22 protein-coding genes and 1 tRNA gene are annotated in these 23,460 nt (G+C 62.8%); 12 read left to right on the top strand and 11 right to left on the bottom strand.

The window, feature by feature from the left end:
• Window positions 1–183: 183 nt before the first annotated feature.
• Together OGR47_RS17475 and OGR47_RS17470 are read right to left on the bottom strand one after the other, a co-directional pair.
• Window positions 184–2,712 carry a rhamnan synthesis F family protein gene (locus OGR47_RS17475; protein WP_267270098.1) on the bottom strand — a complete coding sequence of 843 codons (2,529 nt, stop codon included), beginning with the start codon at window positions 2,710–2,712 and terminating at the stop codon, window positions 184–186.
• Between the two features lie 116 nt (window positions 2,713–2,828).
• Window positions 2,829–3,608 (bottom strand): class I SAM-dependent methyltransferase, encoded by a 780-nt coding sequence (locus OGR47_RS17470; RefSeq protein WP_165054266.1) that lies wholly within the window; start codon window positions 3,606–3,608, stop codon window positions 2,829–2,831.
• Between the two features lie 442 nt (window positions 3,609–4,050).
• Between OGR47_RS17470 and OGR47_RS17465 the strand changes: the two genes are divergently transcribed.
• The 3 genes from OGR47_RS17465 to OGR47_RS17455 all read left to right on the top strand — a co-directional run bounded on the left by OGR47_RS17465 (window position 4,051) and on the right by OGR47_RS17455 (window position 5,685).
• Window positions 4,051–5,142, top strand: coding sequence for an IS5 family transposase (locus OGR47_RS17465; protein WP_165056373.1), 1,092 nt, complete (start codon window positions 4,051–4,053; stop codon window positions 5,140–5,142).
• A complete protein-coding gene (locus tag OGR47_RS17460) occupies window positions 5,139–5,453 on the top strand; it encodes a hypothetical protein (protein ID WP_165056375.1) in 315 nt (104 codons plus the stop codon). The genes OGR47_RS17465 and OGR47_RS17460 overlap by 4 nt, the downstream gene beginning before the upstream one ends.
• A gap of 67 nt (window positions 5,454–5,520) precedes the next feature.
• Window positions 5,521–5,685: a hypothetical protein gene (locus OGR47_RS17455; protein ID WP_206527444.1), complete on the top strand. Its 165-nt coding sequence runs from the start codon at window positions 5,521–5,523 to the stop codon at window positions 5,683–5,685.
• 176 nt (window positions 5,686–5,861) lie between these two features.
• On the opposite strand, the gene OGR47_RS17450 is transcribed toward OGR47_RS17455, so the two are convergent.
• A tRNA-His gene (locus tag OGR47_RS17450) sits at window positions 5,862–5,938 on the bottom strand.
• An 87-nt stretch (window positions 5,939–6,025) separates the two neighbouring features.
• Window positions 6,026–6,544 carry a DUF721 domain-containing protein gene (locus OGR47_RS17445; protein WP_165052055.1) on the bottom strand — a complete coding sequence of 173 codons (519 nt, stop codon included), beginning with the start codon at window positions 6,542–6,544 and terminating at the stop codon, window positions 6,026–6,028.
• A 51-nt stretch (window positions 6,545–6,595) separates the two neighbouring features.
• Here OGR47_RS17445 and mutY point away from each other — a divergent pair, with 51 nt between their 5' ends.
• A complete protein-coding gene (mutY, locus tag OGR47_RS17440) occupies window positions 6,596–7,681 on the top strand; it encodes an A/G-specific adenine glycosylase (protein WP_165052059.1) in 1,086 nt (361 codons plus the stop codon).
• 14 nt (window positions 7,682–7,695) lie between these two features.
• Window positions 7,696–7,956, top strand: coding sequence for an Imm74 family immunity protein (locus OGR47_RS17435; protein ID WP_165052061.1), 261 nt, complete (start codon window positions 7,696–7,698; stop codon window positions 7,954–7,956).
• 16 nt (window positions 7,957–7,972) lie between these two features.
• Here the strand turns inward: OGR47_RS17435 and glpK are convergent, their stop codons facing one another.
• Window positions 7,973–9,454, bottom strand: a complete 1,482-nt coding sequence (gene glpK / locus OGR47_RS17430; protein ID WP_165052063.1) for a glycerol kinase GlpK — start codon at window positions 9,452–9,454, stop codon at window positions 7,973–7,975.
• A gap of 117 nt (window positions 9,455–9,571) precedes the next feature.
• Here glpK and OGR47_RS17425 point away from each other — a divergent pair, with 117 nt between their 5' ends.
• The 4 genes from OGR47_RS17425 to OGR47_RS17410 all read left to right on the top strand — a co-directional run bounded on the left by OGR47_RS17425 (window position 9,572) and on the right by OGR47_RS17410 (window position 12,104).
• The gene (locus OGR47_RS17425) at window positions 9,572–9,895 is read left to right on the top strand and encodes a hypothetical protein (RefSeq protein ID WP_165052065.1); all 324 of its coding nucleotides are present in this window, start codon (window positions 9,572–9,574) and stop codon (window positions 9,893–9,895) included.
• 249 nt (window positions 9,896–10,144) lie between these two features.
• Window positions 10,145–10,381, top strand: coding sequence for a (2Fe-2S)-binding protein (locus OGR47_RS17420; RefSeq protein WP_165052068.1), 237 nt, complete (start codon window positions 10,145–10,147; stop codon window positions 10,379–10,381).
• A gap of 27 nt (window positions 10,382–10,408) precedes the next feature.
• The gene (gene bfr, locus OGR47_RS17415; RefSeq protein ID WP_165052070.1) at window positions 10,409–10,888 is read left to right on the top strand and encodes a bacterioferritin; all 480 of its coding nucleotides are present in this window, start codon (window positions 10,409–10,411) and stop codon (window positions 10,886–10,888) included.
• A gap of 178 nt (window positions 10,889–11,066) precedes the next feature.
• A complete protein-coding gene (locus OGR47_RS17410; protein ID WP_165052072.1) occupies window positions 11,067–12,104 on the top strand; it encodes a DUF1236 domain-containing protein in 1,038 nt (345 codons plus the stop codon).
• A 30-nt stretch (window positions 12,105–12,134) separates the two neighbouring features.
• On the opposite strand, the gene OGR47_RS17405 is transcribed toward OGR47_RS17410, so the two are convergent.
• The 3 genes from OGR47_RS17405 to OGR47_RS17395 all read right to left on the bottom strand — a co-directional run bounded on the left by OGR47_RS17405 (window position 12,135) and on the right by OGR47_RS17395 (window position 16,204).
• On the bottom strand, window positions 12,135–12,752 hold the full coding sequence (locus tag OGR47_RS17405; protein WP_165052375.1) for a helix-turn-helix domain-containing protein: 618 nt from the start codon (window positions 12,750–12,752) through the stop codon (window positions 12,135–12,137).
• A gap of 159 nt (window positions 12,753–12,911) precedes the next feature.
• Window positions 12,912–15,674: a heavy metal translocating P-type ATPase gene (locus tag OGR47_RS17400; RefSeq protein ID WP_165052377.1), complete on the bottom strand. Its 2,763-nt coding sequence runs from the start codon at window positions 15,672–15,674 to the stop codon at window positions 12,912–12,914.
• 53 nt (window positions 15,675–15,727) lie between these two features.
• Window positions 15,728–16,204, bottom strand: coding sequence for a methyltransferase family protein (locus OGR47_RS17395; protein WP_165052074.1), 477 nt, complete (start codon window positions 16,202–16,204; stop codon window positions 15,728–15,730).
• 186 nt (window positions 16,205–16,390) lie between these two features.
• Between OGR47_RS17395 and OGR47_RS17390 the strand changes: the two genes are divergently transcribed.
• Genes OGR47_RS17390 through OGR47_RS17380 form a run of 3 tightly spaced genes read left to right on the top strand, consistent with a single transcriptional unit; the run spans window position 16,391 to window position 19,422 of the window.
• Window positions 16,391–17,533 carry an 8-amino-7-oxononanoate synthase gene (locus OGR47_RS17390; RefSeq protein ID WP_165052076.1) on the top strand — a complete coding sequence of 381 codons (1,143 nt, stop codon included), beginning with the start codon at window positions 16,391–16,393 and terminating at the stop codon, window positions 17,531–17,533.
• A complete protein-coding gene (gene bioD, locus OGR47_RS17385) occupies window positions 17,530–18,156 on the top strand; it encodes a dethiobiotin synthase (protein ID WP_165052080.1) in 627 nt (208 codons plus the stop codon). The genes OGR47_RS17390 and bioD overlap by 4 nt, the downstream gene beginning before the upstream one ends.
• Window positions 18,157–19,422, top strand: a complete 1,266-nt coding sequence (locus tag OGR47_RS17380) for an adenosylmethionine--8-amino-7-oxononanoate transaminase (RefSeq protein ID WP_165052082.1) — start codon at window positions 18,157–18,159, stop codon at window positions 19,420–19,422.
• Window positions 19,423–19,575: 153 nt separating this feature from the next.
• On the opposite strand, the gene OGR47_RS17375 is transcribed toward OGR47_RS17380, so the two are convergent.
• The 3 genes from OGR47_RS17375 to OGR47_RS17365 all read right to left on the bottom strand — a co-directional run bounded on the left by OGR47_RS17375 (window position 19,576) and on the right by OGR47_RS17365 (window position 23,086).
• Complete coding sequence (locus OGR47_RS17375; RefSeq protein WP_165052084.1) at window positions 19,576–21,306, bottom strand: AMP-binding protein; 1,731 nt, start codon at window positions 21,304–21,306, stop codon at window positions 19,576–19,578.
• A gap of 134 nt (window positions 21,307–21,440) precedes the next feature.
• Window positions 21,441–22,448 (bottom strand): nickel/cobalt transporter, encoded by a 1,008-nt coding sequence (locus tag OGR47_RS17370; protein WP_246729688.1) that lies wholly within the window; start codon window positions 22,446–22,448, stop codon window positions 21,441–21,443.
• On the bottom strand, window positions 22,445–23,086 hold the full coding sequence (locus tag OGR47_RS17365) for a DUF1007 family protein (RefSeq protein ID WP_165052086.1): 642 nt from the start codon (window positions 23,084–23,086) through the stop codon (window positions 22,445–22,447). Before OGR47_RS17365 ends, OGR47_RS17370 begins: the two co-directional genes overlap by 4 nt.
• Window positions 23,087–23,460: the final 374 nt, after the last annotated feature.

The following is a 23,460-nucleotide window of genomic DNA, read 5'->3' as shown; positions in this document are numbered from 1 at the left end:
CCAACGTGCCCGTCTGCTCTTCGATTGAACATGTGATGCGGCCGCACAGGCAAGGGCGCACAACTTCAAATCAATTCAGGTTGCGCAGTCCAACTGCCACATCCCCTGCGCTGTCAACAATCAACAACACGATCCGCAGTGCTCCGCCTCGCTCAAGCACCTCGCCAAGCCATTAGATTGACATCACCAGAAAAGCAGTGTCTTCCGTCCGCGGCCATCCCCCAATTCAGCGCGCACGGCGCTGGCGATCCGACCGACGTCGAGCGGCGGCGGCTTTCGCCAGAAAGGCTGTTTGGGAGTCCGGCGCGGCACGATCCTGCCGATGTTTCGCTCCGCCTGCCCCACGGCAGTTTCGATCGCGTCCGCTAGCGACATCGGCTCGAGATAGTCGAGAGAAATAATTTCCGGGAAGCGCTGCCGAAGATCCTTTCCGCCATAGCGGTTGGTGATCGTCGTCACGCCCGCCTCCGCCATCTCCAGCGGCGGATAGCTGGGATGCGGCGACAGCATCAGGGAAACGCCGACCGAGGCGCGGCTCAGATAATCCGCATATTCCTCAAGGCTCACCTTTCCGACTACGGAGACATTCTGAACGGGATAGGTCATTTCCTCATCAAATTGCTGGCCAAGGCAAATGATACGCCAATGCCGCGCGCGCATCGGTTCGCGCTGTTGCCACTCCTGCAGGGATTCGCAGATCAGCTCGAAAGCGTTGCGGGTGGCATGAGGCCGCGCATAAACGAGGATTATGCGCTCTCTCGGGTGGTTCTTCAGCGCATTCGAAATATTGGCGTTCATCTTATACGGATAGCAAAACACCGATTTGAACCTGTATCTCTTCGTCATATCCGAATAGAGCTCTTCCGAATTGATGACGGCGATAGTCTCACCGGGAAGATGATAGGTCGATTCCGCGAGTGCCCATTTGGAGCTCCAGCCATAAAAATACGGCTCGTCGTCCTGAATGAAATAAATAAAAGCTGGCTTCTTCCGAAAATAACGCTTTTGGTCGCGTCCAAACTCAACGGCGTGGCGGGCGGTCCACCAGGCCGTGGCGAGGAAAATATCGCCAGCGCGTAGATTGAGCCGCCCAACGGCGCGATCGGTTCCGTCGACGATCTGCATCGGCTCGGCGTCCAGCGACTGGAAAAAGGGCACCGGGCTATAGGCGCTGTGGATTTCATAGGCTTCGGGCGAAATGCGGCTGTCTGTCACGATGATGCGGCGGTCGAAGGACTCTCCTAACGCGGCGGAAATCAGGTCGAACAGCTTCAAGGCGGTGGAAATGCCACCATAAATTTCCGCCGGATTCACCGACGGGACGAGAATATTTATGCGCGGCCGCTCGTTTCGGGACGGGTAGGATAGAAGCGGTTTTGTTTCAGGCATGCCGAGACGCTCGGTGCATGATATGGCGTCGGCGCGGGACAGGCATGGCTGAAAAACACGTGAGCGGTGCTTTGCAATGTCGTCGGGCCCGGCGACCGACAATATGGTTTGGGCGAGCGGATAAAGATCGCGCTGCACAACCTTCAACCACTCATAGCCTCTCGACTCCACGATCATAAGCAACGAGCGTTCGATCGCATGCGCGATCGTGCCATCGATTTGACCGGTCTCCTCCGGAAAGTCCGAGAACTGGAGTTTTGACTCGAGCAAGGGGTTCAGGGCGTCGGTCCTGCCCCAGAACATCGATCCGGAGGGGAATTCGAGCGTGAGATTCTTGTTCAAGCTGACGCCCATAGGCGCGACAAGCGCACGCGCCATGTCGTAGTCAAAGCCCCAATTCAGCATAGATCGCACATTGAAAAAATGCTGAGGGAAGACAACACCTATTTTAGGATCGTCGAAAAGGCTGAGGTTTGAACGAACGATTTCCGGCGATCCGAGAAGATTATCGAGAAGATAATCGCGCCATCCGCTCAGAATGTCTCCAGCGTGGGGCGACTTCTTCGTATGTAGATGCACGAACAGGTCGTGACGCGAATAGACATCCTTGAAGCCGACGAATTTCGGCGCGATGTCGCGTCCGCGATTTGGGAAAATCCGGATTTCCACTCGGCCCTTGCGCCAGGAGGCCGTCAGTTCCTCGACTTCTGCTTTTTTTTCCTCGACGTTGGTTGACAAATAAAGATCCACGCCGCCCGGAATGTTTTCCAGTCTTTGTAAAATCAGAGGCAAGACATCTGGATAAAAACAATGAACAAAAGCGGCGATGGGGCGCGATTGCGAGACCTGCGCCTCGAAGCGGAAAGGGATCTCCAAAGCGAAATCCGTTTCATCGGTCGGCCGGCGCGCCGGCACTGAGCCGTCCGGTGCAAGAAGTTCGTAGGAATGAACATATCGTGTCGCGCCATCCAGCTTGAATTTGCGGCGCTCTCTTCGTCCATATTGAATGTAGTGCAACTTGAATTGCCAGTCCTGAGTAAATTGGCTGGCAAGATCTTTATTGAAGGAACGATAGGCCGCAAGATCGAAATCTTCCGGCAAGGCGACGCCAAACTTCGCCTCGTAAAAATTCATCGCTTCTTCTTGATTTTTCAAGCGTCCTTCATTGACGCCAAAAATAACGTAATGCCTTCTCAGCGTTCTTTCCGATTTGAGGCTTGCCAAGTCTGGATAATAGATCGAGTAGAACGAGGGGTCGAAATTAGCCAGCTGCTCCTTTTTTGGACCACCAATAATGTTAAAAATATTCGTCAACATCATCATCAATCCTTGTTATGAAACCAACCTCTGCTCGTTCTGCGGAGTTTTGCTATCGTCTTCCGCTCACTCTGGAACACTTTCTAATCGGTCCGCCTTGACCAAGGCGATCAGGATGCTCTTTAACGAATAGCGCGCTTCTGGAGGACCATAGCATCTTGTCCGTATGGAGACCGGTGATGGCCAGACCAAGCGCCGAATATGATCGGTTGCGCGAGTTCGAGGCCGCCAGCTCGAGAGATTTTGTAGATAGCTTCTTCAGTAAAGGCAACGGCTGCGGCAGGCCTTTCCAAGTCCTGAACGAAACACCCCTGTTCGTAGAGATGCTCAAACGTCAAGCCATAGATCGTCAGATTCGTGCGCCGTGCAGCGTCGATGATGTCATCATTTACGACAAAGCATGTAGCATAGACTAACCCGTCAGATTTAAGAACTCTCTTGAATTCACGCATGTAATGCGCAATATCGTCAGCAAGCATGTGCGTAAAAACAGACCATAATATAATTCTATCAACAGAGTTGTCTTTCGCGGGGACTTTACAGTCGCGCGTAGAGAGGGTTCCATTTGGATTATGCAAGTGGTCTTGAATGTCTAAATGGAAAAACCTGAAATTGCTATAAGCTCTGCTGATGTTGTTCGTGCACCAGTCAATAGAAGGCTTTATGATATCAACTCCGATGTAGGTGCCCTCGGTTATAATGTTTGTCAGTTGCATGGCATCTCTTCCTATACCGCAACCGATTTCTAGAACAGTGTGATCTGGAGCGATGCCGACGACGTCATTCAGTGTCTGGAAATGGTGTCGGGCAATCGTATCGAACGTCTCAGGTCCTGCGCCCGTTAAGTTGACGAGATGAATTGGGATTTTGTAGCCCATATATTCAAAAACAGCGTCACTCATTTTGGCCTGTTCTCCTATCGAAGCTGCGCTCGTTGCAGATGTAAACCTATAGATAGCCTTGCGGGTATCGGTTTTTTACTTCCAAGCAGAAGCTGCATAAAACGCCACGATCTCGCTGCGGGAATTTGTGTTTCAGTTCGGAGGCGGCTTTAATCGCAGAACTCATTGATTTTGTTTCATATATTCGATCTGAATGGATTCGCATAGGGCGAATATCGAGCGAAATCGTCGTTGCGTTGGATGGGCGATTACCCCTTTTTAGGGACGCCGGCAAGGTGTCGTTGCTAACGGGTAGCATTAATCCGCGAGCAAAGCTCGCGGCGGGACGGCCGCCGAGGACAAGCCCGAGATGATGGACAGTCTAACAGGCTGTTGAAAAAGTCTCTGGCGCTCGGAATCTTGGCATGATTCACTCCCTTGGCAGCACGGGAGACGAAGAGTCATGCGGGGCGGGGACGCACGATCCGGGGCGCTTTTCAGCTATGTCGATCTTGAGGCGCGAGTGGGAAAGAGCCATCCCCTGCGGGCAATCAGGGAACTTGTGAACGAAGCCCTGTCTTCGCTCGAGAAAGAGTTCTCCGCGCTCTATTCCCCGATGGGTCGGCCGTCGATCCCGCCCGAGAAGCTGCTGCGAGCGATGCTGCTTCAAGCCTTTTATTCGATCCGCTCGGAACGCCAGTTGATGGAGCGGCTGGAGTTCGACCTGCTGTTCCGCTGGTTCGTGGGTCTTGGCGTTGACGATCCTGTTTGGGATCATTCAGTTTTCTCGAAGAACCGCGACCGGCTGCTCGCGGGCGACATCGCAGTGAAGTTCTTGAATGCGACGCTCGAGCAGCCGCGCGTGAAGAGGCTCTTGAGCACGGACCACTTTTCGGTCGACGGCACGTTGATCCAAGCCTGGGCGTCGATGAAGAGCTTCAAGCCCAAGAATGGGGTGGACGAACCGCCCAGCGAAGGCGGCGGGCGCAACAAAGAAGCGGATTTCCACGGCGAGAAGCGTTCGAATGAAACGCATGCCTCGACGACAGATCCAGAAGCGCGCCTCTATCGCAAAGGGCGCGGCAAGGAAGCCAAGCTCTGCTTCATCGGCCATGCTCTGATGGAAAATCGTCACGCGCTCTTCGTCGACGCCTGCCTGACGCCGGCAGACGGCCACGCCGAGCGCATGGCGGCGCTGCACATGATCGAGCCGCACGCGGATCGGTCGCAGACGATCACGCTTGGCGCCGACAAGGCCTATGATGCTGAGGATTTTGTCAATGAGCTGCGCGCAATGAAGGTGACGCCGCATGTCGCGCAAAATACCAGCGGACGCGCCTCGGCGATCGATGCGCGCACGACGCGGCACGCGGGCTACGCCGTCAGCCAGCGCATCCGCAAGAAGATCGAGGAAGGCTTCGGCTGGATCAAGACCGTCGCCGGGCAAGAGCAGACCAAGTTCAGGGGCTGCGAGCGGGTCGGCTGGGCCTTCACCTTCGCCGCGGTCGCTTACAACCTGGTGAGACTGCCGAAGCTGATGGCGGCGCCGGCGTGAGCGCGCCCGCCAACTGCAAGATCGTCGGTCGCTGGCGGATCGTCGAGGCCGACATTTGGGATCGGGACTATCTCGACCTGTGCGGCCCCGCGGCAATCGTCATCGGCGCCATGCAGGCGACCCTCGATATTGAATACGGTCCCACATCGATCGCCTTCACGTGGATCGGCTTCGACGAGATGGATGAAGTTTCCGGCGGAGGAAACGCCGAGTTGCTCGAAGACGGCTCCATTAAGGTCGAATTCGACTACGACAGCGACGACGAGGCTGCTCTCAAAGCGACGCGGGGCGGTTTTTCAACGGCCTGCTAATCGCGCTGTCCCGCGAGCCCACGGCGCCAGGACCTCGGATAACTCGCCGACGCTCTCCTCGGAAATCATGAGCGCGATCATGGACGCTCTTGCGGCGCACAATACCATGAGCAACCAGGCGCTCGAGTCGGTTCGGGTTCGTGAGGATCTGAAGGACGTGCTGCTCGGGCCAGCGGAGCTTTACGAGGCGCTGAGGGCGAAGGCAGGCCAGCCGCCGCGAGTGTTGTGGTGAAGCCGGAGCCGCGCCGTTGAGTGGTGCCGAGCGGCCGTGCGAGCGCATCACGGGGGTTTAATTAATTGCCGACGCTTCCGCCGAATTTCCGATTTCTGCTTACCGTCCGCTTACCGAGACCCAAGCTTTACCGTTCAGCGGACCATTAATCTACGCATAATTTCTTGTTTTTGTGATGGTACCGCCACCCCGGCTCGAACGGGGGACCCCCAGATCCACAATCTGGTGCTCTAACCAACTGAGCTATGGCGGCCCGAAGCGGCGCGAACCTATTCGCTCACGGCGGGGATTGCAAGCGCTCCTGCAGCCAGATCGCGTAATTGACCGTAAGGCCAGGCGGTTAGCCGATGCGGCGCGGCGCGAGCGCCCTTTCTCCGAGCTTCACCAGCGCCGCCCGAAGCGATTCTTCGGCCACCCCTTCTGAGGCCTCGACTGCTCGCGCCCGAGCGGCAGGGTCCACGGGCGCGATCCTGGGGCGGTTTTTTTCCGCCCGTTGCGCCAGCGCCTGCTGCCGCAGCGTCACTTTCGAGACGCAACGCCAGCCGAGATGGGCGTTGACCCTGTCGACGATGGCCGGCGCCATATGCTGGATCTCGAGGCCGAACCCCGGCTCGACGCGCAGAATGAGCGTCGCCGGCTCTTGCGCCTTGTCAGGGGAGGGCTTGCGGCCGCGAGCCGGCCATTGCAGGCGCTCGGGCGCGCATATGTCGGCGATGCGGGCGCCGACGATCTCGCGCCATTGCATGAGGAGCGACGCCTCGCCGAAGCCCTTTTTGGCCACGAGCGGGTCGACCTGCTTGAGCACATATTCGGCGAGCGGGCGGGCGAAGACGCCTTTCCTGCGCGGCGCGACGCTCATGCGGCCTTCTCCCTTGCTTCGGCGCGGCGGCGGCGCCAATGGCTCTCTTTGATGATAAAGCCTCCAGCCAAACGGCGAAAGCGGCCTGAGGGCGCGGCGCCGGCCGAAACGCTCCTCGCCTGGTATGACGCCCATCGCCGCGATCTGCCGTGGCGCGCGCCGCCGGGAAGGCGGGCGGACCCTTACGCCGTCTGGCTGTCGGAAATTATGTTGCAGCAGACCACGGTAACGACCGTGAAAGGCTATTTTCAAAAATTTCTGGCGCGCTGGCCGACCGTGGACGCCCTGGCCGAGGCGCCGCTGGAGGATGTGCTCGCGGCCTGGGCAGGGCTCGGCTATTACGCCCGCGCCCGCAATCTCCACGCCTGCGCTGGGACGGTCGCGTGCGAATATGGCGGGCGGTTTCCGGCGAGCGAAGCGGAGCTTCTGGATCTGCCGGGGGTTGGTCCCTATACAGCGGCGGCCGTCGCCGCCATCGCCTTCGACGCCCCTTGCGCCGCCATCGACGGCAATGTCGAGCGGGTGATCACGCGGCTTTATGCAATCGAGACTCCCGCCCGCCAGGCAAAACCCCTCATCAGGCAAAAGACCGAGGGGCTTCTCCCTACTGCCCGCGCGGGCGATTTTGCCCAGGCGCTGATGGATCTCGGCGCCACGGTCTGCACGCCGCGCGGGCCTTTGTGCGGCCTCTGCCCATGGGCGGGAAATTGCGCCGCCCGTCGCGCGGGCGCGCAGGAGGATTACCCCGTCAAGGAGAAGAAGGCAGAAAAGCCGAGGCGGCGCGGGGCCATTTTCGTTCTGAGGCGGGGGGAGGAGACGCTGCTGATGCGCCGCCCGCCCAAAGGCCTTTTTGGCGGCATGAGCGCCTTTCCTTCGACGCCCTTAACCCGGGACGTCGGCCCGCAGGAGTGGCTCGATTTCGCGCCATGCCCGGCCGATTGGCGCGCGCTTGCCGAGCCAGTCGCCCATGTCTTCACACATTTCGCGCTGAGGGCTACTGTTTTCGTGGCGCAAACCAAGGCGCCGCTTCGGTTGGACTCCGATTGCCGCTGGGCGGCGCGGCGCAATCTAGGTAAGGAAGGCTTGCCCACGCTCATGCGCAAGGCCGCCGTCGCGGCTGGGCTTCTCGATGATTAGCAGGGGCGCGGCCGATGGCGCGGGCGAAGATCAAGGTCGAGATGACGGAGGGCGCGATTCGCGTCCATCAGGATGGGCGCACGCTGACGATCCACGCGGAGGCGCCCGACGCCGAGTCCGGCGAGGAGACGGACTTCGTCGTGCGTCTCGATGAGATCGATACTTGGGATGCCCCCGATCAGGACAAGGAAATTCCGATCGACGATTTGCAGAGGATTCTCGACGCGGTCGAGAAGGAGCTCGCCAAGCACGGGCTGACGGTGGATTTCGACTGAAGCGCCGCCCCTGTCATTAGACCGCCCAACCGAGCGAGCGCTCCACCGCCTTCTCCCATGAGGCGATGAGCCGCGCCCGTTCTTCCGCCGCCATCGCCGGCTCGAAGCGCTGCGAGGCGCGCCAATGGGCGGCAATATCTTCGACGTTCTTGAACACGCCGACGGCGAGGCCGGCCGCATAGGCCGCGCCGAGCGAGGTCGTCTCCAAATGGCGGGGGCGCACCACCGGGGCGTCGAGAATGTCGGCCTGAAACTGCATCAGCAGATCATTCGCCGCCATGCCGCCATCGACCTTCAGCTCCCCGATCGCCACGCCGGAATCCGCCGCCATCGCGGCAAGCACCTCGCGCGTCTGATAGGCGGCCGCCTCCAGCGCGGCGCGGGCGATATGGCCCTTGTTGGAAAAGCGCGTGAGCCCCGCGATGACGCCGCGCGCGTCGCCGCGCCAGCGCGGCGCGTAAAGGCCGGAGAAGGCCGGCACGAAATAGACGTCGCCATTGTCGGGAACCGTTTTCGCCAGCGCCTCGATCTCGGGGCTTTTCTCGATGAGGCCGAGATTGTCGCGCAGCCATTGCACCAGGGCGCCTGCGATGGCGATCGAGCCTTCCAGCGCATAGACCGGCTTCGCGTCGCCGAGCTTATAGGCGAGCGTCGTCAGGAGGCCGGCGGTCGAAACATGCGGCGTCTCGCCCGTGTTCATCAGCAGGAAGCAGCCAGTGCCATAGGTGTTCTTGGCGTCGCCCGGTTCGATGCAGGCCTGACCCAGAAGCGCGGCGTGCTGGTCTCCCAGCGCCCCCGCAAGCGGAACGCCCGCGAGCGGCCCCGCGCATTCGCCATAAACTTCGCTCGACGAGCATATCTGCGGCAGGCAGACGCGCGGGACGCCGAAAAGCGCGAGCAGCTCCTCGTCCCATTGCAGGGTCGAGAGATTTATGAGCTGCGTGCGCGCCGCGTTTGTGGCGTCGGTGATGTGACGGCCGGTCAGGCTCCACATGAGCCAGCTGTCCATCGTCCCGAAGAGCGCGTCGCCGCGCTCGGCCTTTGCGCGCGCGCCGGGGACATTCTCCAGGAGCCACACGAGCTTCAACGCCGAGAAATAGGTCGCGAGCGGTAGGCCGGTCTTCATCCGCACGAGATCGCCGACGTCCTGCGCCGAATATTTATCGACGAGCGGCTGCGTGCGCGTGTCCATCCAGACCAGCGCATGATGCAGCGGCGCGCCGGTCGCGCGGTCCCACAACAGACAGGTCTCGCGCTGATTGGTTACGCCGACGGCGGCGAGGTCGTTGGGCGCGAGCCCCGCCTTTCCCAGCGCCCCTTCGATCGAGAGATAGGTGTTGGCGAGAATCTCAGCCGCGTCGTGCTCCACCCAGCCCCGGCGGGGATAGACCTGCGCATGCTCGCGTTGGTCGAAGGCGAGGATTTCGCCCGCCTCGTCGATGACCGTGAAGCGCGTGCTGGTCGTGCCCTGGTCGATCGCGCCGATGAATCGCCGCATGGAGCGCCTTTCTGAATCCTTGCTGAGCGGGGGCTTAATGCTTAGTTCAAGACGGCTGCGCCACTCTCTTCCACCTTAGCTGAGCAGGGCGCCCATTTGGCTCCAGGAGAATGCCTCATGAAATTGGTTACCGTCAAAACGCTCGCTGGACTGGCCATCGCCGGCGGGCTGGCCTTCGGCCTTTCGTCGGCTCAGGCCATGCCGGGCCTGGACCCTGGCGTCGCCGTCGGCGGCGGGCCAAAGGTCGAAAAGGCTTGGTGTGGGCCTTACGGCTGCCGCCCCGGCGGACCGGGCTATGGTTATGGCTGGCGCCCGCGTCCGCGTCCTCCGGTGGTCTATGGCTATGGGCCGCGCCCGCGCCCTCCCGTGTATGGCTATGGGCCGCGTCCGCGTCCCCCGATCTACGGCCCGCATCCGCGTCCTTGGGGGCCGGGCTACTAAGCAGGTCAGGCTTTTCTGAAAGAAACGCACAGACAGGCCGCGACGCTTTCGTCGCGGCTTTTTTTGCGACCCCTTTGCCCAGCGTGGAAGAGTTCCAAATTTCGAGTCGGCGGCACGTCGATTGCGACTTCTAAGGTGTCCGCCAACGCGATGTCGGGAAACTGACAGTGACGGGTTGCAAAACTGGGAGAGCTTTGTAAGCTACTGAAGTAAAAGGTAGTTTGCAATCTTTCCAAACTAGGCGAAGCCATGATCGTCTGCTCCTGCAACGTCCTCTCTGACCGTGATGTGCGTGAATCGTTGAGCGCGCGCGCCGATCGCCCCTCTGTGGGGGCGGTGTTCCGCAACATGGGCTGCGAGGCCAAATGCGGACGCTGTGTTCGCAGCATCGTCGCGATCGTCGATCAGCATGCTGCGGCAAGACTGGACGAATGCGGCGGAACAGGCGATTGTGACAGCTGTCGCGCCGATGGTTTGGCGGCGTGAGTTTTAAGCTATGGAAAGGGATTGCTCATGCGCGGCGACGCGAAGGTTATCGAATATCTCAATCGCGGGCTTCGCGCCGAGCTGACGGCAGTCAACCAGTACTGGCTACATTATCGCATTTTCGACAATTGGGGCTTCAAGGAGCTGGCCGAGAAATGGCGTAAGGAATCGATCGAGGAGATGCTTCACGCCGATTGGTTCACCAAGCGCATCCTCTTCCTCGAAGGCTTCCCCAACATGCAGGTGCTCGATCCGCTGCGCATCGGGCAGACCGTCGAGGAGATCATCGCCGCCGATCTCGCCACCGAAACGGACGCCCGGAAGCTCTATATCGAGGCTGCTGTTTATTGCGACTCCGTGGATGACCGCGTGTCGATGGAGCTCTTCGAGAGCATCATCAAGAGCGAGGAAGAGCATATCGACTTCCTCGAAACGCAGCAGGAGCTGATCAAGCAGCTCGGCGTGCAGCTCTACAGCCAGAAGCATATGGGCGGGCTTTCGTCCTAACCCAGATCCCGCAAGGGCCGCAGGCGGCCTGCGAGGCGTCTTGAGCAAAGGCGCCTTTCGCGGGCCCTCTTGCCGCCGGTTCAGCTCGGGCTCGTCTCAATAAGCAATACACCGGACCTGCCAAACGCTCAGAGCAGCACAATATGTGTCTTGCTTTCGGATGCGCATGGGCCCGGATGTGACCACCTACCTTTATGAGGCGCCTTCATCCCGATCTCGGCAAGCGCTTGCGACGCAATGGCGCCGCGCTGAAGCCGTGGGCCTCGCAATCGACGAGGCGTTTACGGAGCGGGGCGCGGACGACGCGGATCGCGGGCGCCTGCCTGTCCACGACAAGCTCAAAGCGGGTGATACGCTTGTCGTCAGCGCAATAGGCAGCCTCGGCGAAAGCTACACGGAAATATCCGACGTGATCCGGGATCTCATGCGCCGGCGAATCTGCTTGCGCTCGATAAATGATAATCTGACCTTCGATGGCCGCATTGTGGACGCAGGAAAGCAAGCGTCGAGAGACTCGCTGATTGCTTTTGCCGCAGCGGCGGCGGAGGTCGAGAAAACAGCGAAGCGCGCGGCGGAGGAGCGTCAGGCGCTCGTTGAAGAACTTTCCGCGCCCGAGCCGATAGCTAGGGACCGTCAGGGGCCAGTCCTGCAATTCGGCGTTGTCGCCGCCCAGCTCTGCGCCCTTGCCGTGGCGGCGTTCTTAGTGAGCTTCGTGTCGCCTAAACTCACTCGGAATTCCCCCGCCGCGTCGTCGCTTCAGATGGCGGAGCTCGATCGCCAGAGAGTGGAGGAGTCGGCCCCGCCACTCGCAAGTTTCAGGGAAATGCAGGGGGAAAGGCCAGCGACAGGCGTTGCGAAAACGGAGCAGGGGACCGCGTCCCAAGCAGGAGCGAGTCAGCTCGCAGGAGACAGGAACAACCAAGAGGCGTCAAACGACGCCCAACCGTCCCTAGGACTTTCTCCCGAGCGGGAGCGGGAGATTTTTTCGACCGTCGGCGATTGGAGATCGGCGCGCGTCAAGAACGCGTCTTTTCCTGTCGCCCCTGGGGCCCTTGTTCCTCGCGCCGTCCATCTGGCGATTTTCCCGCGCAGACTGATCGCGCACGAGGCCGGACTGCGCGGCTACCGGTTCATTGTCGCTGGCCAGCGCATCGCCGTCGTCGACCCTGCGAGCCGGCGGATCGTCGCGATTTTGAACGGACAGAGAGAGGGGTGATGGGTTGTCGCGCTTTGGTTTTTTCGCGCTCTACTCCATCACCGCGGCTTTCAAAATACACACCATGGTCGCCTGCGCCTGCGCCTTGCCGATGTTGCGGATGACATGCGGCCGGTCGCAGCGATAGCGCAGCGTCTCGCCAGCCTTCACGGTCTCCTTGACGCCGGCGACCTCTACCTCCAGCTCGCCCTCGCGCACCGAGAGACTCTCGACCGAGCCGCGCTGATGGGCGTCCGATTCGAGTGCGCCGCCTGGGTCAGCGGAAAGCTCGTAGGCTTGCAGCCACTCGACCGTCTTGATCCAGCCGATGATCGCCAACCGGCACTTGCCGTCGTCGGAAACGAGGATCGGCGTGTCGGCTTTGCTGGTCTTTTCGAGGAAAGGTTCGTCTTCAGTCGTTTGGAGCACGCGCTCGATCGAGACGTCGAGAGCCTGGGCGAGGCGCCAGATGGTGGCGAGCGTCGGGTTCGTCTCGTTTCGCTCGATCTGGCTGATGATCGACTTGGCGACGCCCGATTGCAGCGATAATTCGGAGAGCGATAGATTATAGGCCTTGCGTAGCCGCTGAACGGTGGCGCCGAGCTGACCCGAGAGCGCCAGCGCGCCCGCTTCGAGAATCTTGTGTTTTTCTTTCCCTTCGACGCCCATTGCGTTCACGCCGCCCCGGCCGGCTCCCTGTTTCTGAGTCGGACGGCATAATATCCGATTTCGTTCGAAATATCGAACGCAATGGCGGGCGGCATGTAAAGATTTTAGACGCTGGGCGAGAGCCGGGCGGCCCCTGACGCCGTCCGGCCACGCTCTCCGTCAAGCCGCGATTTGCGCGGGATAGCCGGCGTCCGTGATGGCTTTCGCCAGCGCCTCCGGGTCCTTCGGCGTCGGAGAGACGTCGACCCTGCCGCTGGCGAGATCGACCTTCACATCTGCGCCGGGCTCGACCGCCTGTACCGCTTTGGTGACATGCTTGACGCACATGTTGCAGGTCATGTCTTTCACATTGAAAGTCGTCATTCTTTCCTCCTTGTTATCCTGTTTTACGGGCGCAGCCGCCGCCTCGTCATTGCGAGCCGAGCGAAGCAATCCAGAGCCGTGATGAGGCTCCTGGGTCGCTTCGTCGCTACGCTCCTCGCGATGACGGGGAGGCGTCTCGGCGATCACCGGCGGCTTGAAGCGGCGCAGCCGTAGCGCGTTGGTCAGCACGAAGACGCTGGAAAGCGCCATGGCGCCGGCGCCGAGCATGGGCGAGAGCTGCACGCCATTCACCGGATAGAGCGCGCCCGCCGCGACAGGAACGAGCAGCGCGTTGTAGCCGAACGCCCAGAAGAGATTCTGCTTGATGTTGCGCATCGTCGCGCGCGACACTGCCAGCGCCGCAGGCACTTTGGCGAGATCGCCCGACATCAGCACGACGTCGGCGGCTTCGATCGCGATATCCGTGCCCGTGCCGATAGCGATGCCAGCGTCCGCGGCGGCGAGCGCCGGGGCGTCGTTCACGCCGTCGCCGACGAAGGCGATTTTTTCCCTCTCGCGCAGCCGTTCGAGCGTCGCGACCTTGCCGTCGGGCATGACGCCGGCAACCACTTCGTCGATCCCGAGCCGCCGCGCGATGGCGTTGGCCGTGCGCGCCTCGTCGCCGGTGATCATGGCTGTCTTGACGCCGATGGCGTGCAGCGCGTCGATGGCGGGCTTGGTGGTGGGCTTCAAATCGTCGGCGACGCAGAGGATCGCCCGTGTCTTGCCATCCACAGCAAGATAGAAAGGCGTCTTGCCCTCGTCGGAGAGGGCGGCCGCGTCTCCCTCGAAGGCGGTCGTATCGAGGCCCAGCGAGGCCATATAGCGCGCGGCGCCGATGGCGACCTTCCGGCTATCGACAAGGGCGGCGACGCCCATGCCCGAAACGGACTCGAACTGCGCGGCCGGCGGCACGGCAAGTCCACGATCCTTCGCGGCGGCGACGATCGCCGCGCCGACGGGATGCTCCGATTGCGCCTCGACGCTCGCTGCAAGCCGCAGCAGCTCGGCATCTTCTTCGCCGTGCGCCGGGATCAGATCGGTGAGGCGCGGCTTGCCGAAGGTGAGCGTGCCGGTCTTGTCGAAGGCGATGAGCGTCACCTCCTGCAGAGTTTGCAGCGCCTCGCCCTTTCGAAACAGCACGCCCAATTCCGCCGCGCGCCCGGTGCCGGTCATGATGGCGGCCGGCGTTGCGAGGCCCATGGCGCAGGGGCAGGCGATGATGAGCACGGCGACGGCGCTGACCAGCGCATAGGTCAGCCGCGGCTCCGGGCCGATCGCCATCCAGACGACGAAGGTGATCGCCGCGATTGCGAAGATCGTCGGCACGAAGACGGCGGTGACGCGATCGACCATCGCCTGAATGGGAAGCTTCGCGCCCTGCGCCTGCTCCACCATGCGGATGATGCCGGCGAGGACCGTATCCGCGCCGACTCGCGTCGCGCGGAAGGAGAAGGCGCCGGAGCCATTCACTGTCGCGCCCGTAACAGTGGCGCCGATCGTTTTCGCGACAGGCGCGGGCTCGCCCGTCACCATGGATTCGTCGACATAGGAAGCGCCCGCCGTCACCACGCCGTCGGTCGGGATACGCTCGCCCGGCCGCACCAGCACAATATCGCCGACGCGCACGTCGTCTATATCGACGTCCGTTGTCTCGCCGTCGCGTTCGACGCGCGCCGTCTTAGGCTGCAGTTTTGCAAGGGCGCGAATGGCTTCCGAGGTGCGGCCCTTGGCGCGCGCTTCGAGAAAACGGCCGAAAAGGATCAGCGTCACGATGACGGTCGCGGCCTCGTAATAGACATAGACCGCGCCGGCCGGCAGAAGCTGCGGCAGGAAGGTCGCGACGAAGGAATAGAGATAGGCGCTGAGCGTGCCGACCGCGACGAGCGCGTTCATATCCGGCGCTCCGCGCAGCAGCGCCGGAACGCCTTTGACGAAGAAGACGGCGCCCGGCCCGAAGAGAACGAGCGTCGCGAGGAGGAAGGAGAATTGGCGCACCAATTCCTCGCCGATCGTCATCATCGTCCAATGATGAAAGGCGGGGACGAGATGTCCGCCCATCTCGACCATGAACAGCGGCGCGCTCAGCGCGGCGGAGAGGATGAGATTGAAGCGCAGCGTCTTCATCTCCGCCTCGCGCCTCGCGCGTTCGCGGTCGGTCGCGCCGGCGTCGGTCTCGATGCGGCGCGGCTCGTAGCCGGCCTCAGTAATGGCGCGACGCAGGCGCTCGGCGAGGCCGGGGCCGGAGAGGGCGCGCACGCTCGCGCGTTCCGTGGCGAGATTGACGCTCGCTTCCAACACGCCCGGAACGCTTTTGAGCGCCTTTTCGACATGGGCGACGCAGGAGGCGCAGGTCATGCCGCCGACGCCGAGCTCGATCGTCTCGATGACCGGCTCGTAACCGGCGTCGGCAACCGATTTGGCGATCGCCGCCGGGTCGGCGCCCCGCGCAAGCGCGACACCGGCGCTTTCGGTGGCGAGATTGACGCTCGCCGAGGCGACGCCAGGCGTGGCGGCAAGCGCCTTCTCGACATGAGAGACGCAGGAGGCGCAAGTCATGCCGCGCACGTTGAAGTCGAACCGTGTGGCCTCGGCGCTCAACTATTCCTCCTTCAAAGCCAGCGACGCGTGCGCGCCATATAAGCCCGGTAGTCGTTTCCAAATTTTGCAGCGAGGTGCCGCTCCTCGGGCTCGATGGCGAGCTTTTGCAGCCCGAAGGCGAGAAGCGGCGTCAAAAGCACGGTGAAGGGCGAGCCGATGAGAAGTCCGACGCCCAGAACGACCGCGATATGTGAAATGTAAATGGGATTGCGCGACCAGCGAAACGGGCCGTCGGTGACGAGATGCGCGGCGGCGCGGTGCGGCAGGATGGTCGTCTTGTGACGCGCAAAGGCTTGGGCGCACCAAATGTCATTGGCGAGCGCAAGCACGATAATGACGCCGCCGAGGAATTGGGCGCCGGGGAAGGCGACGAGCCCCGCAACGGCGCCGCCGCTCAATCGGTCGAGCGCGAGACCGGCGAGAATCGTAAGCGTAATCAGGATCGGCGGCCAGGGCGCGCGGGCAGGCGGGGCGTCGGGAGAGGGCATGATGGGGACTCCGAGCGCCCCTAACATCGCGAGACGCGCCCGAATTTTCAACCCCGCGCCCAAGCCGGGGCGCCCCTGGGACGCGGGCCTTCAGGCCCGCATTCTTGAAGCGAGCCTGAAGGCTCGCGGTCCATTGACCCGTTTGGCGCCAGTCTTTACCAAACACGCGACATTAGGGAGCGACACGTGGCGGAGACGCTCGAGCCTTACAAGGCGGACCTTGCCGGCCTTGCCGCGCGCGACCGGCTGCGGACGCTCGCGCCGCGCGCCGGCCTCGATTTCGCCTCCAACGACTATCTGGGGCTTGCCGAATCGCGTGAGCTCTCGGCCGCCGCGGCGGCTGCGATCGCGCGCGGCGTTCCCGTCGGCGCCGGCGGCTCGCGGCTGTTGCGCGGCAATCACCCGGAGCACGAGGCGCTGGAGGCGGAGGCCGCGCGCTTCTTCCATGCGGAAAGCGCGCTGTTCTTCGGGGCGGGCTTCTCGGCGAATGAAGCGCTGCTGTCGACGCTGCCCCAGCGCGAGGATATGATCTTCTACGATGCGCTGATTCACGCGAGCGCCCATGACGGCATGCGGCTCTCCCGCGCGCCCTGCGCCGCTTTCGCGCATAATGACGTCGGCGCGCTCGGCTACGCGATCATCGGCTGGCGCGCGAAAGGCGGCAGGGGGCGTCCCTGGATCGCCGTCGAAAGCCTCTACAGCATGGATGGCGACGTTGCGCCGCTCAAGGAGTTGATGGCCTTGGCGGACCGCCATGAGGCCTTTCTGCTGATCGACGAAGCCCATGCGAGCGGCGTCTATGGCCCAGGTGGCCGCGGCCTCGCTGCGGCTTTCGAGGGGCGGGAGAATGTGATTTCGGTTCACACCTGCGGCAAGGCGCTCGGCGCATCGGGCGCGCTCGTCTGTCTCGCCGCGCCGCTGCGTGATTTTCTGGTCAATCGCTGCCGCAATTTCATCTTCGCGACCGCGCCCTCGCCGCTCGTCGCAGCTTGCGTGCGCGCCGCTTTGACGATCGTCGAAAGCGCGGAAGACCGCCGCGCGGCTTTGCGCGCGCGCGTTGCGCTTGCTGGCCGCGAGTTGCAGCGTCTGTGCGGCGTCGCGCCGTCCGGCTCGCAGGTGCAGCCTGTCATCGTCGGCGCCGACGCTTTGGCGATGTCGCTTGCGGCGCGGATGCGCATGCGCGGCTATGATATTCGCGCCATTCGCCCGCCGACCGTGCCGGAAGGGACGGCGCGCCTGCGGCTGTCGCTGACGCTCAACGCCAGCAACGCGCAGACCACGAAAATGATCTCGGATCTCGCCGAAGAACTCGCGAAGGCAAAGGCATGACGCGCCGCTTCGTGATCGTCGGGACGGACACGGGCGTAGGCAAGACGATCTTCTCGGCCGCGCTCGTGCAGGCGCTCGGCGCGTCTTATTGGAAGCCCGTGCAAGCTGGGCTCGACGAGGAGACGGACTCGCAAACAGTCGCGCGGCTCTCGGGCGCGCCGCGAGAGCGCATTCTTCCCGAGGCCTGGCGCTTGCGGCTGGCCGCCTCGCCGCATATCGCCGCACGCGCTGAAGGGGTAGAGATAGACGCCGCAAGCCTCACGCCGCCGGATGTCGCGGGTCCGCTCGTCATCGAGACGGCGGGCGGCGTGATGGTTCCGCTCACGGACGAGATACTGACGATCGACGTTTTGGCGCGCTGGCGCCTGCCCGTCATACTGGTGGCGCGCACGCGGCTCGGCGCGATCAATCATTCGCTCCTCACCATCGAGGTTCTGCGCCATCGCGCCATCGCCATTCATGGCGTCGCTTTTGTCGGCGAGGAAGAACGGGAGGCACAGGAGACGATCTTGCGGATCGGCAAGGTGAAGGCGCTCGGGCGCCTGCCGCGCCTTGCCGTCTTGTCGAAAGAAACGCTACGCACTGCTTTCGACGCCGCCTTCTCGCGAACGGATTTCGAATAGATGAGCATCGTCACCGATTCGCCTGTCTGGCGCCCGTTCACGCAACACGCCTTGCAGCCGGGCGCCTATAAGATCGCGCATGCCGAAGGCGCATGGCTGACGGCGGAAGACGGAACGCGCTTTCTCGACGCCATCTCGTCCTGGTGGGTGATCACCCACGGGCATCGCCGCCCCGAGATCATGGCGGCGATCCGCAAGCAGACGGAAACGCTCGATCAGATCATCTTTGCGGGCTTCACACACGAGCCTGCGGAAGCGTTGGCGCGCCGTCTCGTCGAGATTGCGCAGCCCGGGCTCGATTACGTCTTCTATTCGGACAGCGGCTCGACGTCGGTCGAGGTCGCGATCAAAATGGCGCTCGGCTATTGGCGCCATCGCGGCGAGACGCGCGCGCGCGTGATCGCGCTGGAGTACGCCTATCACGGCGATACGGTTGGAACCATGTCGGCCGGCGCGCGGACAGTGTTCAATGCGTCCTACGAGCCCTTGCTCTTCGACGTCGCGCGCGCGCCCTTTCCGCATGCAGGCGCCGAGCAGGAAACGCTCGACGCGCTGGAGAAGTTTTGTCGCGAGGGCGCCGCGGCCTTTATCGTGGAGCCGCTGATCCTCGGCGCCGGCGGCATGTTGACTTACAGCGCGCAAGTGCTGCGCGAGATGAAGCGCATCTGCGAAAAATACCGGACGCTCTTCATCGCCGATGAAGTGATGACGGGCTTCGGCCGCACGGGAACGCTCTTCGCCTGCGAGCAGACGGGCATCGTGCCCGACATCGCCTGCTATTCGAAGGGCCTCACCGGCGGCGCCGTGCCGCTCGCCGTCACCATGTGCAAGCGCGAGATCTACGAAGCGCATTATGCGCCGGACCGCGCCCGCGCTTTTTTCCATTCGAGCTCCTACACCGCCAATCCGATCGGCTGCGCCGCCGCCCTGGCCAATTTAGAAGTGTGGGAAAAGACCGACGCGCGCGCGCGAGTCGCAAATCTCTGCGCCATGCAGGCCGAACGCGCCGCGCGCTTTGCGCAAGACCCCCGTTTTTCGTCCGTGCGTCATCTCGGCACGATCGTGGCGCTCGATATGAAAGTCGCGCAGAGTGGCTATCTCGCCACGATCAGCCTCGACCTCATGCGCTTCTTCAACGCGCGCGGATTGCTGCTGCGCCCGCTCGGGCCAACGATCTATGCGCTGCCGCCTTATTGCGTGACGGGCGAGGAGCTGGACCTCGTTTACGCGGGGATCGACGAGGCGGCGCGCCAATTTGGAGGTTGACCCCCTCCCCAACCCTCCCCCGCTTCGCGGGAGAGGGGGCAGTGCGCGGCCTTCATGCAGAACGTTGTTCGTGAGCGTTCCCCTCCCGCCATAGGGCGTCGAAAGACGCCCGTCGTTCGACGGGCTTTAGCGGGGGAGGGACAGGGAGGGGGCCTACGCCTGCTCCTCATTGGCAGGCGCCTTGGGCCGCGCGAAATATTCGTCGCGCAGCGCGCGGCGCAAAATCTTGCCCACATTGGTTTTCGGCAGGCTCTCGCGGAACTCGTAAAAGCGCGGCACTTTGTAGCCGGTGAGCCGCTCATGGGCGAAGCGGCGCAGCTCCTCCGCTGTGAGGCTCGAATCGCGCGCGGTGACAAAAGCCATGGGCGCCTCGCCGGAATGGGCGAAGGGCACGCCGATGACGGCGACCTCCTTCACCTTCGGGTGTTCGGCGAGCGCCGCCTCGACCTCATTGGGATAGACGTTGAAGCCCGAGACGAGAATAATGTCCTTCAGGCGATCGACGATCTTGAACATGCCGTCCGGTTGCATGACGGCGACGTCGCCCGTCTTGAAGAAGCCGTCGGGCGTCATGGCCTTGGCGGTCTCGTCGGGGCGGCGCCAATAGCCCGGCGTCACCTGCGGGCCGCGCGCCCAGAGTTCGCCGCGCTCGCCAAAGGGCGCCACATCGCCGTGCTCGTCGCGCAAGGTGATCTCCGTCGAGGGCAGCGGATAGCCGATGCCGCCAGTGAACTCCACGATATCCGGGCGATTGACGGTCAGGATCGGCGATGTCTCGGAGAGGCCATAACCTTCGAGGATGGGCTTGCCCGATATCGCCTTCCACTTCTGCGCGACGACCTGCTGGGTCGACATGCCCCCGGCGATGTTCATCTTGAGAGTCGAGAAATCCACTTGTGCGATGCCCGGGTAATCGGCGAGGGCGGCGTAGAGGGTGTTCACGCCCGAGAAAACCGTGAAGCGGGTCTTGCGCAGCGTCGCAATCAGGCCCTTGAGGTCGCGGGGATTGGCGATGAGCAGGCAGCAGCCGCCGGCCCGCATCGTCAGCATGCAGCAGGCCGTGAGCGCGAAGATGTGATAGAGCGGCAGCGCCGTCACCATCACATGCGGGCCGGTCGGTCCGAGATAGGACTCGAGCCAGGCCCAGGTCTGCTCGACATTGGCGGCGACGTTGCGGTGGAGCAAGATCGCGCCCTTGGCCACGCCGGTGGTGCCGCCCGTATATTGCAGAAAAGCAACGTCCTCAGGCGCGACCTGGGCCGGCGTGAACGGGCGCTTGCCGCCTTCGCGCAAAACATCGGTGAAGGACAGGCTTTCTGGAATCGCATAGGCGGGAACCGCCCTTTTGATCTGCCGCGAAACGAAATTCACGAGGAAGCCTTTCAGCCCCATGAGATCGCCGGGCGCGACGATGATCGCCCGTTCGACCTTCATGCGTGGCCATGCGGCCTGCGCGGTATGTGCGAAATTCTCGAAAACGAAGAGGAAACGTGCGCCCGCATCGTTGATCTGGAATTCGAGCTCGACCGGCGTATAGAGCGGATTGACGTTCACGACGACGCCGCCCGCCAACAAAACGCCGAAGAGGATCGCCGGATAGGCGAGAACATTGGGCGACATGATGGCGACGCGGTCGCCTTTCTCCAGCCCTTGCCTTTGCAGCCAGGACGCGACGGCTTCGGCGGCGCGCGTCAATTCGCGATAGCTGAGCCGCGCGCCGAAGCTTTCCATTGCCGGGCGATCGGCATAGGCGGCCGTGCTTTTCCGCAGGAGATCGACGAGGGTCGAACGGCCTGGGTCGATCGTGGCCGGAACGCCCGCCGGATAGGAGGCGAGCCAGGGCCGCGCCGCATAGGGGTCGTGCTGTTGCTCTGGGCTCGTCATTTTCCACCCTCGAAAAAAGGAATCTGGCAATTCGAACGGTCTGGCGCCGAATCGTTTTCTGCAATCAAAATAGCGCGTGTGTCAGGCGTTTAACGGCAGCCGCGTCGCGGGAATTGTGCTGCGGCGCACGAAACTTACGATGCGCTGCAAGAAATGCCCATGCCGGCGAGCAACGCGACGCCAAGGCCGAAAACCAGAAGCGCGGCAAGAAGCTCGGCTGTGCGCGCGACGATCGCCATGCGCCGCGCGCCGCCGCCGCTCACGCGCAACGCCAGGTCCTTGGCGTAGACCGCGACGGCGGCGAGCGCGCCGGTCGTCACGGCTGTGCCCGCCGACATCGCCAGAACCGCGCCGGCGCCCGCAGCCAGCGTCTCCTGGGATAGCGTGAAGACCAGAATGAGAATGGCGCCGGAGCAGGGCCGCAATCCCGCCGCGAGCACGGTCGCGAGAGCGTCTCCCCAGCGAAAGCCTGGGCCTGAAAGTGTCGCCGGATCAGGCGCGCAGCCGCAGCTCGGACCATGCATATGGTTTGGATCGTCGATTGCTTCGCATAGGAACCGACCGGAGCCGTTGGCTGTAGCGATCGCCAAGGCCGGTTGGCGCAGAGCGCCGAGAAGGCCAGCGCCCTTGGACCATATGAGCCTCGCGCCCAGCGCGGCGATGGCGAGATAGCTCACGATTTCGATGACGCGTGCGGCGTTCGTCATCTGGCCCGCCGTGGCGCGGAAGACGAGCGCGGCGACGAGGACCAGCGCAATCGCCACCACCCCCTGCAGCAAAGCGGCGAGGGCGGCCAGCGCCAGCCCGCGCTTCAGCTGCACCTCATTGGCGACCATATAGGAGGTCAGCACGGCCTTGCCGTGGCCGGGCCCGGCGGCGTGAAAAACGCCATAGGCGAAGCTTGCCGCGGCGAGGGCAAAAAAGGCGCTCGCGTCGCTCTTCAGCAGGCGTGCGGCCGCCTGCAGCTCGGCGTTGAACTTGCCTTGCCAGGCGAGGATAAGCCCGGCGAGGCCCCCGGCGCCGCAAGCCGCCTCGCCGCCGCCGACGGCGAAGGGGTGGCGCTGGGCGGCCGCGGGCTCGATCGCGCAGAGCACGAGCGCCAGGACGGCCGCCGCAAGAAACCCCAACCGTCTCGGCGTCACGGGCAGGCCACGATGGCGCGGGTCGCGAGCTTCACGCCGAAATCGGCGCCGGGCGACATGTTCTGGAAGAAGGCTTCGCTCAGCTTTTGATTATCAGCGGCCACCAGCGGGGCCGGCTCGACAAGGCTGACCGAACAGCCGCCCGGCGCCTGGGCGAGCTTGACCGGGTCTTTCTTTTCAAAGGCAAAGGAAACGAAATAGGTCGGATCATAGACCTGGAAGGAAAAGGGTTTGGTAGCGGCGACCGGCGTCTCGAGCGGCAAGAAGAAATGCAGCGTCACGATCTTCTTGTCGTTCGCCTCCAGATAGACGCCCTCCGGCGGCTTGAAGGCGGCCTTGGCGCCGTTCTGCTTCGCATAAGTGAAATAGTCGAACTCGGCGAGCGACTCGACATTGGTCTTGGCGAGCGGCGCAAGCTCGTCCCGTGTGGGCGGCTTGCCGTCCTTGCCAAGCCCCTGGACGGCGAAGGCCGAATACATTTCGTCGAATTCCCAGGCATGGCGCACGCCCAGAATCTTCCCCTCGGGGCCGAAGACCGCCTCGCTGCGGACGGCGACCCAGACATGCGGGTGGGCTTGCGCCACGGCGACCCAGGCCAGGGCCAAAGCGGAAAGGATCGAGATTTTGAGGGGCTTCATGTCTGTTCCGACTGAGCGGGATTTCGGAAAAGCGCGTTGCGGTTTTCCGATAGAAATCCTGCCGGTCAACGAATCTAGCAGCCATTCCGTTGGGCGCCAACGGGATGGCTGCTTAGGGCCGGAAATCGGCGAAAACAGGGCGCGGCGCCAGCGCCTGTGCGTCTCTCTACATGGGTTCTTGAAAAGGTTATTGGCTCTGTCATAAAATACGATCATGGAGAGCCGCGCTCCCCGGGGCGCCAGCGGATGGCCATGGGATGAGAGGCAGGCAGCGGCTCGCGCCTTGCGATTGGGTCCTCGGAGAGAGGGCCCCTATGCTCGTTCCTAGTCGTTTTTGCGTTTGTCGCGCGTAGGCCAAGCGCGCGCCCTTTCGC

The sequence above is a fragment of the Methylocystis sp. MJC1 genome (genome assembly GCF_026427715.1).
Lineage (GTDB): Bacteria > Pseudomonadota > Alphaproteobacteria > Rhizobiales > Beijerinckiaceae > Methylocystis.
This window is presented reverse-complemented; position numbering and strand designations above follow the sequence as displayed.

Bases quoted from the DNA above. Each gene is read 5' to 3' on its own strand.
- OGR47_RS17475 (WP_267270098.1), bottom strand. From the start codon at position 2,712: ATGATGATGTTGACGAATATTTTTAACATTATTGGTGGTCCAAAAAAG.
- OGR47_RS17470 (WP_165054266.1), bottom strand. From the start codon at position 3,608: ATGAGTGACGCTGTTTTTGAATATATGGGCTACAAAATCCCAATTCAT.
- OGR47_RS17465 (WP_165056373.1), top strand. From the start codon at position 4,051: ATGCGGGGCGGGGACGCACGATCCGGGGCGCTTTTCAGCTATGTCGAT.
- OGR47_RS17455 (WP_206527444.1), top strand. From the start codon at position 5,521: ATGAGCGCGATCATGGACGCTCTTGCGGCGCACAATACCATGAGCAAC.
- OGR47_RS17445 (WP_165052055.1), bottom strand. From the start codon at position 6,544: ATGAGCGTCGCGCCGCGCAGGAAAGGCGTCTTCGCCCGCCCGCTCGCC.
- mutY (WP_165052059.1), top strand. From the start codon at position 6,596: ATGATAAAGCCTCCAGCCAAACGGCGAAAGCGGCCTGAGGGCGCGGCG.
- OGR47_RS17435 (WP_165052061.1), top strand. From the start codon at position 7,696: ATGGCGCGGGCGAAGATCAAGGTCGAGATGACGGAGGGCGCGATTCGC.
- glpK (WP_165052063.1), bottom strand. From the start codon at position 9,454: ATGCGGCGATTCATCGGCGCGATCGACCAGGGCACGACCAGCACGCGC.
- OGR47_RS17425 (WP_165052065.1), top strand. From the start codon at position 9,572: ATGAAATTGGTTACCGTCAAAACGCTCGCTGGACTGGCCATCGCCGGC.
- OGR47_RS17420 (WP_165052068.1), top strand. From the start codon at position 10,145: ATGATCGTCTGCTCCTGCAACGTCCTCTCTGACCGTGATGTGCGTGAA.
- bfr (WP_165052070.1), top strand. From the start codon at position 10,409: ATGCGCGGCGACGCGAAGGTTATCGAATATCTCAATCGCGGGCTTCGC.
- OGR47_RS17405 (WP_165052375.1), bottom strand. From the start codon at position 12,752: ATGGGCGTCGAAGGGAAAGAAAAACACAAGATTCTCGAAGCGGGCGCG.
- OGR47_RS17400 (WP_165052377.1), bottom strand. From the start codon at position 15,674: ATGACTTGCGCCTCCTGCGTCTCTCATGTCGAGAAGGCGCTTGCCGCC.
- OGR47_RS17395 (WP_165052074.1), bottom strand. From the start codon at position 16,204: ATGCCCTCTCCCGACGCCCCGCCTGCCCGCGCGCCCTGGCCGCCGATC.
- bioD (WP_165052080.1), top strand. From the start codon at position 17,530: ATGACGCGCCGCTTCGTGATCGTCGGGACGGACACGGGCGTAGGCAAG.
- OGR47_RS17380 (WP_165052082.1), top strand. From the start codon at position 18,157: ATGAGCATCGTCACCGATTCGCCTGTCTGGCGCCCGTTCACGCAACAC.
- OGR47_RS17375 (WP_165052084.1), bottom strand. From the start codon at position 21,306: ATGACGAGCCCAGAGCAACAGCACGACCCCTATGCGGCGCGGCCCTGG.
- OGR47_RS17365 (WP_165052086.1), bottom strand. From the start codon at position 23,086: ATGAAGCCCCTCAAAATCTCGATCCTTTCCGCTTTGGCCCTGGCCTGG.